Source organism: Roseivirga sp. UBA1976, from assembly GCF_002336325.1.
Taxonomy (GTDB): Bacteria; Bacteroidota; Bacteroidia; order Cytophagales; family Cyclobacteriaceae; genus Roseivirga; species Roseivirga thermotolerans.
The window spans coordinates 21,738-34,052 of the sequence record NZ_DDDQ01000147.1; the positions used below are offsets into that span (position 1 = coordinate 21,738).

The 12,315-nt window shown below is 40.0% G+C and carries 7 protein-coding genes; 6 read left to right on the plus strand and 1 reads right to left on the minus strand.

Going from position 1 to position 12,315, the window contains the following annotated elements; translation table 11 throughout:
* Window positions 1-179: 179 nt before the first annotated feature.
* Complete coding sequence (locus B3763_RS15220; protein ID WP_286747553.1) at window positions 180-3,311, minus strand: efflux RND transporter permease subunit; 3,132 nt, start codon at window positions 3,309-3,311, stop codon at window positions 180-182.
* Window positions 3,312-3,674: 363 nt separating this feature from the next.
* Between B3763_RS15220 and B3763_RS15225 the strand changes: the two genes are divergently transcribed.
* The 6 genes from B3763_RS15225 (at window position 3,675) to B3763_RS15250 (ending at window position 12,307) form a co-directional block, all read left to right on the plus strand.
* Window positions 3,675-4,862, plus strand: coding sequence for a hypothetical protein (locus B3763_RS15225; RefSeq protein WP_286747554.1), 1,188 nt, complete (start codon window positions 3,675-3,677; stop codon window positions 4,860-4,862).
* A gap of 461 nt (window positions 4,863-5,323) precedes the next feature.
* Window positions 5,324-5,590, plus strand: a complete 267-nt coding sequence (locus tag B3763_RS15230; RefSeq protein WP_286747555.1) for a transposase — start codon at window positions 5,324-5,326, stop codon at window positions 5,588-5,590.
* Between the two features lie 32 nt (window positions 5,591-5,622).
* Window positions 5,623-6,327, plus strand: a complete 705-nt coding sequence (locus B3763_RS15235) for an IS3 family transposase (RefSeq protein ID WP_286747556.1) — start codon at window positions 5,623-5,625, stop codon at window positions 6,325-6,327.
* Window positions 6,328-6,427: 100 nt separating this feature from the next.
* Window positions 6,428-7,483, plus strand: a complete 1,056-nt coding sequence (locus B3763_RS15240) for an efflux RND transporter periplasmic adaptor subunit (RefSeq protein WP_286747557.1) — start codon at window positions 6,428-6,430, stop codon at window positions 7,481-7,483.
* Between the two features lie 8 nt (window positions 7,484-7,491).
* Window positions 7,492-10,536, plus strand: coding sequence for an efflux RND transporter permease subunit (locus B3763_RS15245; protein ID WP_286747558.1), 3,045 nt, complete (start codon window positions 7,492-7,494; stop codon window positions 10,534-10,536).
* A 793-nt stretch (window positions 10,537-11,329) separates the two neighbouring features.
* Window positions 11,330-12,307 (plus strand): carboxypeptidase-like regulatory domain-containing protein, encoded by a 978-nt coding sequence (locus B3763_RS15250; RefSeq protein ID WP_286747559.1) that lies wholly within the window; start codon window positions 11,330-11,332, stop codon window positions 12,305-12,307.
* The last annotated feature ends 8 nt before the right edge of the window (window positions 12,308-12,315 follow it).

Here is a 12,315-nt window from a genome sequence, read left to right on the forward strand (position 1 = left end):
AAAGGTTGTTGACAATTCAGCAACCTTTAGCTAAAAGAGACACAGCAAGGATTACATAACAGCTATAGTAAGAAGTGGTTTTAGTTTCATTGTGGTTGACATGAAAACTCAATGATAACTTGACCTCAGGATATGCCTGACCGGAGCTACTTTTACGAGGATTCTTATTCTAAGTAATGCTATCGTCTATTGTTTATAAGCTGTTTTCTGCTGCTCAAAAAAACCGGAAGGCATAGAAACACTGCTAAAGTGGAAAACACCAGGCCTCCAATAGCTCCAATGGCTAAGGCAAACCAAAAATATTCGGACTCGCCTTCTACTAAAAATGGAATGAGCCCAAAACAGGTAGATAGAATGGTGAGCAAAATGGGTTGTGCTTTTCCCAGAACAGACCGTATAACCGACCTATTGTAGTGCTTTAGGCGGGTATTGTTTAAGTCGTTCACCACAAATATTGAGGCATTTACTACCAGTCCACCAAGCATTATAAAGGCCGCAAAGCCTCCCGGATCGAACCGAAAATCGAACAAAGAAAAGATTAGAAATAAACCAATGAATGAAATGGGTATGGTTATAATGATGTATAAAGGCTGCTTGAGATTTTCGAAAAGAATAGCACAAACAAAGAAAATACCTACCATAAGAAGCGGCAATAAGCTGTACTGTCGCTGTTTCTGTTTAAAACTAAAATATCGGTTGTTAGATTCTATACTATAACCAATTGGAAGGATCTCCTCCATTTCTTCTATACTCTTCTCCAGATATTTTCTCCCAAAATTCGAAGACCCCAAATAATCGAATGAAAGTCTTCTCAGGTATTGCCTGTCTTCTTTCTTGAGTTCATTGGCGGTTTCTTCAAAAGTTAGTGTGGCATAATCCTTTATCTTTACCAGACGTGCAGTATCTATAGGTAGAGCTTCTTGCATTAAATCCCATTTAGAGAACTCTTCAGCATTTTTAGCCTTTATATACACTGGTAGTCTTTGGTTGTTAAGGTTTGCCTCGAGAGAGCGGCCCCCCGGCTTCGTAAGATCGCCAAGTGTTTGGACAATTCTACTTCGGCTAAGGCCTGCATCGGCCAGTCGCTGAACATCGAAATTAAGCACATACTCCGATGTTTTTACACGTGAGTAGCCCAATTGTGCATTGGTATTTACTTTTTGAACCCGCACATGCTGCTCCAGTCTGTTCGCAAAAATTTCTGCCTGACGCCCAAGTTCATCATAATTATATCCTTTCATAATTACTGAATAGCTCGGAGTCTGATTACTCTCGCCTCCTACACTAAAGCCTTGGCCTATTCCAAAAATAGACCATTGCACTCCGGTTAAATCTAACGAACGTGCCTGTAGCCTCGCTTTGAGCTGGTATGGCATAGCACTGTTATCATAGGCTTCTTCAAAAGTAATTTCTATACTGCCAGAGAGATTATTCACGCGTGTCACGTACTTGTCTATACCTTCTACAGTGGTCAAGTATTCTTCTATTTTAGACATAGCATAATTGGCATCATTTAGAGTAGTCCCGAATGGCAAGCGCGCTACCACCATTAACTTAGTTCGCTCGGGCGTACTATAATAATAGCCTTCGTATACTTCGGTGACGAATTTGCGAAGGGCCCCTCCTAAAGCCTTATCTACTATGGGTCGAATATCGTCCTGATACTTATCGCTCCCGATCGTTTTATTGTACCAATCTTGCCCTTCTATTTGCACAGGCAACTGAAAGACCGGTAGACCGAAAGCCAATATAACCACCACAATGAATGCCTTACGGTAGCGCACGACAAAGCTTATAATTCGACCATAAAATTGGAAGCCTCTAACCTTTCTTCTGAGTTTACGGAATGTGAGTGCGGTCTCTTTTCTCTTGAGTTGATAACCAAAAAGGAGCTGATAAAGAGCTGGGGTAAAAAACAGGGCTATTAGCAAAGAGGTAGCCAGATTAATCGATACTACAATACTAAAGTCTGTAAGGTCCCTGCGATCTTCTTCAGGCAATAGAAGTACAACCAGCAAGGCCAGTATAGTGGTTATGGAGGCTGCCATCAGAGCCAGAAAGATTTTTGAATTCTTTTTACGATGCAGATGATCGAGCATTACAATGGCATTGTCCACAATGAGTCCAAACGATATTGTGAGTCCGGCTATGCTATAAATATGCAACTCTACATTTAATGCATAGATGATGATAGCCGTAATGCACAGATTAACCAAAATACCCAGAAAAAGCGTAAACAGGTAGCGCAGATTACGATTGATAATAAAAATAAAGAGCACGAGAATAGCTATGGACATACCCGTTCGCATATAGATTTTGTCCATTTCTTCCTGAAGATACTCTGTTTCATCTTGTTCTAATCTGATCTCAACATCGGAAGGTAGCTGATGTTTTAGCTCTTCAATCTGAGCTCTGACTTGTTTAGCCAGTACAATCTTATTGACTGAGGGACGGGCATATACAGACATATAAACGGCATTTTGCCCATTAATGCGTGTATAAGAAGTTGGTTCTTGTTCCTCTACATATACACTGGCAATGTCTTTCAGATAAATGGGTTTACCGGAAACAACAGCCACTTCAGTTCTCTCCAGATCCGGTAGATCGGGTATTTGGGCAGTAGTCTTGAGAAAGTATTGTTGCCCACCCGGTAGTTTGGCTAAGCCTGCATACACTGCACTATTGTAACTATTTAACGCCCTGGTAATATCGGCTTTGCTCAGCCTGTACCTGATCAAAGCCATGGCATCAAAATCTATGGTTATTTGCAACGGGTTTCCACCGCTAATTTCAATACTGTGTATATCCCTGAGCTGGCTAAGCGGTTTTCTGACATACTCCTCTACATCTTGTTGCAGCTTGAAGGGAGCGTATGGCCCGTTAATCGAAAACATGAGCATAGAACTACGCTGCTCATCCGCATCCTGTCCACCCCGTTGGTCTACCCTTGGGTAACTCATGTTCTCAGGTAGCTTTTTGTATAGGTTTCGAATAATGGCATTCACCTCGAACTTTCTAAATTCCATATCCTCCCCTTTATCGAAAGTCATGGTAATGTAGCCTCTATTGTATGCCGATGTGCTTTCTAAGGTGTTGGTGCCTTCTATTTGTGAAAGGGCATTTTCCAAAGGTGAAGTTGCCAGGCGCTCCACAATATCGGGCGAAGCATTGGGCAAGCTGTAGCTTATATGTAACGCTGGAGTTGAATATGTAGGCGTAAAATTGATGTTGAGCCCGGGAATACAAGCCACCCCAATAATAGCCAACACCAGAAAAATAATTACTACTCTAAAAGGTCTTTGTGTCTGCATTCAGGAACAAAGTAGCAAGGAAATCACAAAAATCCACCTCTCAGGGTATAATTACTCACATTCACTGATAACCTTTAAATTGATCTTAAATACGTAAGCAATTATATTATTAAACTTTTATGATTTTTTATATTTATTATTTGCTTTAGTTAAAAAAATTATTCTACTTAGTTTTACTTTCAATTCCGGAAAGAAAGAAGGAAGCTCATCCTGCCTTTTGGCGCAAGAGCAATTCGAGTGTCTGAATTTGTGATTCAGATGGACTTTGCACAACCAACTCTTGTAAATAAGTAAAAGAGTAAATGTTAAACCTGTCAAGTTGAGTCTAAATTTTAGCTCAGCTTGACTTTTCTACTTTAGATAATGAGATATTTACCGATTCTATTAATCCTCTTATTTTCCTGCAGAGAAAATGATAAAAGAGCAACAGTTCTTTATGAACCTAACTCAGTTAAAAATGTTGAACCAGAAATAGTTGATACAATCTCCTTTGAGGAAAATTATACTTATATCAATGCTGTTATAGGCATATCTGACATTAACAATAACCTTCAAGGGTTTTGGGCTCACGATGGCAAAGGTTTGTCAATATTTAAATATGATAAGGAAGGAAAAATTCTGAACAAAATTTCACTACCAACAATTAACGAACCGTATGGCTTAAATAGAATAACAGATTTTAAAATTATCAATGAGGATTCCATCTTCGTCTATGATGGAGAGTTCTCCAGACTTAACTTGGTTAATTCACAGTCTGAAATTATTAACAGTTGGAAAATTTATCAGTACGTGGAAGAAATTTCACCCGAATTTTCTAATGAAATTGTGGATTCATATTTAAACGAAACGAATGAGCTGATTTTAGAATTAAGCGGATATAGCAATATATATTATACTTCTGACCCTAATTTCTTTGAAAAAAATACACTTCTCTATCAAATCAATTTAACCACCGGAAAGGTGAAAAGTGGCATAAAATATCCGCAGAATAGTCCTTACAAAAACTACCTTTTCTGGAGTGGTATAATACCATACATTAGAAAAATTGACTCGACCTATCTTACAATTTTTACACATGACGAACACCTATATTTCCATGACCAAAACCTTGAATTAATTTCTAAGTATTCAACACTACCTACTAATTTTCCACGGGGTCGTGGAAATGAATGGGGCACTAAACAGAAAATGAATTATGCTAGAATAAATCGAAAATTGAATGGTTATAATTTTAAAATAAAAGAACCTTTTGAAACGAAAAATGGAAAACTTTTAGGTAGAGTCTATTCTGCACCTTTAGGTGACAACCCCAGTATTCCAGACGACATGCAAAGTTTCATGAAAGGTAATTTTAAATCTAAATATTACTTAAAAATATTTAATATTAATAAGAATTTTCAAAAAATATATAACTATATTGAGATAGGATACTTAAACCTGGGTAACCTGATTTTTATCGATAAAAATGAATTCTACTATTTCCTTGAAAACAATCCGAACAGAGAGAGCTATCGAATATTTAAGGTACAGCTCAAAGAATTAACCACTTGAGGTTGTATTAGGCTCTCCCTCCCCCTTTTAAATAGTTTCTAGTTTAGATAATTTGAAACTATTTTTAGCCTAATGAAAAGCACCACACTATTACTCAGTCTTTCTTTGTTTATACTATGGCTATCAAATTCGAATTTGTTTGCTCAATCTTCAAATCCAGAACCATGGTTGGCATCAAGCGAATATTCACTAGTTTGGGCATATACTAGTTTAGATTCAATAGAGAGACATGGGTGCTGTGTAGAATCATCCGAAGACAACGCATGTAATTTAACAGTGCAGACTGATCAAAGTCTTTGTAAAGCAGGAAGAACAATAGGTTTTATGAAAATTTGGGATATAGAAACCAAATAATCTGAGTAACTGGGTTCCATAAATGAAACCCATTCTTTTTGTAAGGTTCCCCAAAGTTTGTCCGGTTGAAATTAGAGTATAACTCTTAAATTTAAACGATAAGGACAATGAGAAAATCACGATTTACAGAAAGCCAGATCATAAGTATTCTGGCACAGCAAGAGCAAGGGATGAAGGTTTCCCAGATATGCAGGGAGCACGGCATCAGTATCCCTACTTTCCACAATTGGAAGAGCAAGTATTCAGGCATGGATGTCAACCAGCTCAGGAAACTCAAAGAGCTGGAGGCAGAACACGGCAGGCTCAAAAAGATGTATGCCGAGCTTTCGTTGGTACACCATGCCTTGAAGGATGCAATGGAAAAAAAGCTGTAGGGCCTGAGAAGAAAAAACAGATGGTTGAATTTATGCAACAGACCCATCGGTTGAGCCAGCGTCAGGCCTGTAAAGTAGTCCGGCTCCCCAGGTCAAGCTTTGCCTACCGGAAAACAGGCAGGCCAAGTGATCAGCTCATCATGGATGAACTTTCTGCCCTTGTGGACAAACACCCTTCCATAGGGTTTTGGAAGTGCTACCACAGGCTTCGGAAAGCAGGCAACGTATGGAACCACAAACGGGTTTACCGGGTCTATACCTCCATGAAACTCAATCTCAGGAGAAGGGCAAAGAAAAGGTTGCCGGCCAGGGTGAAACAACCATTGGCCCAGCCAAATAGTGCCAATCAGGTTTGGAGCATGGACTTTATGCAGGACAGCCTTTGGAACGGAAGGAAGTACAGGCTGCTCAATATCATGGACGACTATAACAGGGAACTGCTCACCGTGGAAATAGACACCTCACTGCCATCGGCAAGGGTGGTCAGGGCCTTGGAACGGATAGCTGAAGACAGGGGGCTGCCAAAAGCTATAAGGGTAGACAATGGCCCGGAGTTCATCAGCAACAAACTGGGCCAGTGGTGCACCAAAAACCAAGTAGAGCTCCTGTTCATCCAGCCCGGAAAACCGACACAGAACGCATTTATTGAACGCCTCAACGGCAGCTTGAGAAAGGAAGTTCTCAATGCATATGCTGTAAGCTTCCCCAGAGTTCGTCCATTTAAAACTAGAAGATAACTCATCTATTAAACTTAGGGAGCCAAATCATGAGCATACTCCAAAAAACTTCCCCTTAAATAGTTTCTAGTTTAGATAATTTGAAACTATTTTTAGCCTAATGAAAAACACAATACTTGGAGTACTTTTTTTCTTTACTCTTTATAGCTGCCAGAAGCAATCGCAGAAAATTGAAGAACCAAATACTGAAGCGCTACGGTCACAAGTAAAACCTACAGAGGTAGTCACCGCCCGTGCCCGGTTCGGCACTTTCGAATACCGCATCAATGCTTCAGGACAACTGGCATCAGCCAACGAACTGAAGGTAACTTTTCAGGGCTCGGGCTATCTGGAAAAACTCAACATCAAAAATGGCCAGGAAGTAAGAGCCGGACAGGTTTTGGCTGAACTGCAAAACACCAATGAAAAATTTGCTTTAGAAAAAGCGAAGTTAGCCCTTGAAAAGGCCTTAATACAATACCGATCTGACTCCCTCGGCCGAACAAGAATAACCGAAGAAGCCATTCAAACCCTACAGCTGGCATCCGGATTAAAAGATGCCCGGCTCAACTTGCGAGAAGCCCAGCTTAATCTGGAAAAAACGCTGGTTAAAGCTCCTATTGCTGGGGTTATTGCAGGTCTTGAGGAAAAGCAAGGCAACATTATTTCTGCAGGAAAAGACCTTTGTGTAGTATACACACCCAACCAAATGGTACTGACTGCTAATATCTTAGAGTCTGATTATGGCAGTATAAAACTAGGCCTTAAGGCCGATATTTATCCCCTTGCCTTCCCAGAGAAACTGTATGAAGGTACTCTCATAGAAATAAACCCTAAAGTAGACGAGAAAGGAATGGTCGAGGTAAAACTCTTACTATCTGACGCCCAAGGTTTATTGCCCGGGATGAATGCTCAAGCGGTTATTCGTGCCCCGCAATCAGAATCAGTTTTGGTTCCGCGCGAAGCCGTAGTAATAAAGTCAGGTCGCCCGGTAGTGTTTACGATGGTAGATGGGCTTGCCCAATGGAAATATGTTGAAGTAGGCAAAGACAATGGAGTAGATATTGAAATAACCAGTGGTATAAACAGTGGCGATGAGGTTATTATTACCAACAATATCCAATTGGCTCATGAGGCAAGAGTAGTGAAAGCCCAGATGAACGGACAAACGAACTAAGCAAACCCATGGTAAAGTTCCTCATTAACAGGCCTATTGCGGTATTTTTGTCCTTTATTGGTATACTTTTCTTTAGTGTATTGGCCATTCGCCAACTCCCCGTTTCCCTACTACCCAATATAGAAGTACCCTCGGTTGTCATTAAAGCAGACTACCCAAATACTCCTTCCCGAATTATCGAAAACAGTGTCTTACGTCCCATCCGGTCAGAACTCAACTCGCTCAACAACTTAAAGTCCATTGAAAGTACGGCAGGCAGTGAAACCGGACTCATAAGGCTTGAGTTCAACTACGGTACCCGCATGGATCTTGCCTATATAGAAATCAATGAAAAGATAGACCGATTGCAGGAGACTCTTCCCAGAGGTATGGACAGGCCTAAAATTATCCGTATCAATACCTCCGACATCCCCATAATCAGACTTCAGCTTATACCCAAATCCCCCTCCGACTTCATCGAAGTATCTAAGTTGGCCGAAAGAGTACTGAAAAAACGGATTGAACAACTTTCAGGAGTTTCTATTGTAGACATCAATGGGTTTCGCGATGAGTTCATAGCCATTATGCCGGACCGGGCCAAACTACAGGCCCTTACGATTCCCGAAGAGCAAATTGGACAAGTTTTACAAAGTGCCAATCAAGAGTTAGGTCAACTATCTATTAAAGATGGGCAGTATCGCTACTTCGTGCGCATGGCCAACCGGCTTGGCAACTTAGAAGAAATTAAGAACCTCCCATTGATTAATTCAAAGGGTGACATTGTGCCTTTGCACCGTGTGGCTACCGTAGCTTACCAACCCGAAAAAGTATTGGGCTATCACCTGTTCGGCAAAGAAGAAGGCTTGGTCATTACCATTCACAAACAAAATAGTGCTAAAATGACCGAGTTGGTTCCTTTGGTTTACGAGGCAGTAGAACAGTTTAAAAAGGACTATCCGAAAGTGAATTTTCACATGACTCAGGATCAAAGCAACTTGCTAAATGCAGGTATAAACAACCTGAAAACCAGTCTTATATATGGTGGTATTTTTGCCTTTGCCGTTCTTTTTCTATTTATGGGCAATGTTAGAATGCCCATTATAATGGGCATTACACTTCCTGTGTCCCTAGTCATCAGTTTTTTACTGTTTCGCGCGGCCGGTTTAAGCATCAATATTATTTCATTAAGTGGCCTGGCCCTTGGACTGGGAATGCTCATCGACAATGCCATAATTGTTATTGATAATATTACCCGTAAAAGAAAAGAGGGTCACTCACTTATTGACGCCTGCATAACCGGTGTTAACGAAGTTATGGCCCCTCTAATCAGTTCGGTATTAACCACCCTGGCCGTTTTTATACCTCTTGTCTTTTTGAATGGGCTATCGGGAGCACTTTTTTACGACCAGGCCGTTTCGGTGGCCATAATTTTAGGTACCTCGTTAATGGTTGCCTTTGTACTGCTTCCCCTACTATACCGCATGTTTTTTCAACACCACAAGGGAACTATAAAAGAAGACAGCTTTATATTCAGAGGAATATTAAAGGTATACAAACTGATTTACCGAGCCCTCTGGCGATTTAGAATAGTGAGCTTTCTTCTACTGCTGCTACTCATCCCTGGCTGCTACTGGATGGTTAACTTCATCGACAAAAAAGGATTACCTGAAATTGAAAAAACAGAAACACTTCTACAGTTAAGTTGGAACGAGCCTATTGATGCGGCCACAAGTATGCAAAGAATAAAAGCCTTGCTTGAAGAAATGAATATTGAGGCCATCACTGAATCAGACATTGGACTGAAACAGTTTATTCTGTCCGTGGATGAAGGAAGTATTGAACAGGCCGATATTTATTTCAACTTTCCTTCGGCCGAAGAAAAACGCCAAGGGGAGTTGTGGCTGCTAAACTACCTGCAAACCAGACACCCGCAGGCCAGCGTAACTATCCAGGATGCACCCAACGCTTTCGATCAAATATTCAATAAGGAAGGTTTCTATTTTACAGCCAAGTGGAAAACTCTTCAGAATGACGAATTACTGGATCATTCGGCCTATACCGAACTGGAAAATGAAGTAAACAAACTGGTAGAAACAGCGCCATTGCAAGGCAAAGGGTTCATCTACGAAGATGCTCTGGAAGCCACCATAAATAGTCAGAAGCTATCTGCATATGGCATCAGCGAAAACGAGGTAAAGAATGTACTTAGCAAAGCGCTAGACGGTTATCTGGTTACTGAAATCAGACGCTTTGGCGAAGTAATTCCCGTGCGTGTACAACGCCCGAAGGCCGACTTAAGAAGTCAATTATCACAAGCTACCGTACGCGGCAAAATGAACCAGGAGTATCCACTCAGCGAATTCGTACAACTCTCGTTTACCAGTACAGAAAAAAACATAACAGCCGATAGAACGGGTATCTATCAATCCATGGAATGGGAAGAACTATCAGAACAAGATATTCAAAAGCTTATGAACCAACTTCCGGAAAAGGCGGCTGAATCTGGGTTGATGCTGGACTTTGATGGCACTTACTTTGAAGACCTTGAAAATTTACGGCAGCTCGTTTTTGTGTTATTAATTTCTGTAGCCCTTCTTTACTTTATTTTGGCGGCTCAATTTGAGTCACTGGTACAGCCAATGATCGTAATTTTCACATTACCACTAGGTATTTTAGGGGCGCTGCTCATTCTGCAGTTTAGCGGAGGTAGCCTCAACGTTATGTCGGCCATTGGAATAATCGTTATGCTGGGAATTATGGTAAACGATGCCATACTCAAGATAGACACTATCAACCGATTGGTAAGGCAAATTGACAAAACACACAAATCAGCCTATAAAGAACAACTTGCCATGGCTATAGCCAAGACGGGTGAAATACGATTAAAACCCATACTCATGACTTCGATTACCACCATTTTGGCACTTCTGCCAGTCGTTTTTTCCTCAGGTATTGGGGCAGACCTGCAACGGCCTCTGGTATTTGCCGTCATTGGTGGGCTCACAATCGGAACATTTACGGCACTCTTTTTTGTGCCTCTAGCCTACTGGTTCATTAGCAAAAAGAAGGCTTAGAACCTCCTCTTCCCCCTCCCTGCTAAAGGATGGTTGGGTATGAGAGAGCTATACTCCGTCTCCAATCGGTCAGACCGCATGCGATGGTGTGATCAATAATAGTCTATGAAAACCAAGACAGCTAACCTCTTCCCCTCACAGTATTAGGAAAGGAACTTTTTTTTGGGGGGTATAGACACCTTATTAGGCTTAGTGAGTCACAGGTTACAAAAATGAACGTAATAAAAAAAGGTTACAGCTTTTTCAAACTGTAACTCTTTGGTTTTCAAGAGCCCCCTGCCGAGATCGAACCAGCGACCTACTGATTATAATGAGAATCACCCACATAAATTATTAGGTAGATTATCACCAAACCAGTTCAATGTCTTGAGCAAAAGCAAGGATATTAAAGATAAAAAATTGAATTTAGTCCTGTCCTATAAAGGGGAGGTTACAACATCTTAACAAAATCAGGTGCTCTCAACACAAAAAATTGAGAATATTGAGGTAGAAAACTTTAATTCTGAATCTTCAAGATTGCACGAAAAACTTGAGAATGAGTATAGCCTTATCTACTTTTTTGAAAACGGTATGTGTCAAGCATGTGTAGAAAAAGAATTAAAAAACTTTAGAACCATACTCTCTAACTTATCGATACCAATTATTGGAATCTTTAAGGGATATTCGAGTAATTATTTGCGAAACGACCCGTCATTTCAAGGATTAAAAGAACATATGTTTATCGCCTCTGATTACCCTACTGAGACTAAAAATTTAACTGGCACTCCTTTCATTGCTATTGTAAATGTTCAACATGAAGTTATTACAGCTAACCATGCCTCGAAAATCGACAATTTGGCATTTGAATACTTTCTCGATGTCGTACGGTCTATATCAAAGAATTAGTATTCTATTTTTTGTGGTTTTTACCTTCTTTACTAATCAAGTTAAAGGGCAAAATGAAGTTATCCATGGAGTCATTATCTCTCAGACTGACAGTTTACCGATTCCATTTGCTTCTATCGTAAATGTTACTAATGAAAAACTAAGTGCAGTTACAGATGAAAATGGAAATTTCACTCTTAACGTTTCATCTTCGAAGTCCGATGATTTGATTCACATTAGTAGCTTAGGATATTATGATACTTTAATCAAGGTAGATGAATTAACAGGGATTGAAAATATCATAAGACTCAAGGAAAAAGTGTATTCTTTACCCGAGTTTGTTTTTGGCAACGCCAATAAAACCTCAAAAGAAATTACAATTGGTAAAGAGCTTATGGAGCCTTCTAAACAGTTTTTTGAATTTACAGTGCCAGGATTGACACAGGGGGCATTGATAAAATCTAGGCATCTCAAAAACTCCAAATTAGTACAGCTTGGTATACACTTCAATGCTGTGGATCAGGTTGAAGGGAAATTAGCGATTAGAATATTAAATGTGAGTGTGGAAATGGCTAACGCAACACTTTACCCATCAGATCTTTTTAACGATTTATTAAAAGAACCAATTATTATCACTCCTAAGGCTAGTGGAACTCATTTCATAAATCTTGAACCCTACAATCTCTTCATAGAAGATGATGAGATTTTGATCTTGTGCGTACCATTAACGAAGTATGATGAAGCCAGTTTAAAAGAGGGAAATAAAGAAGTGTTAACACTCAGCCTTTACGAACAAAAGGAAAAAGGCATACATGCTTTTAGATTTTATCGTAGGCTAGATAAATATGCATTTATTAAGGAGAAGCCAGCCCCAGCTTTTTTTATAAAATTGATAAGGCAGCAATAAATAGAATT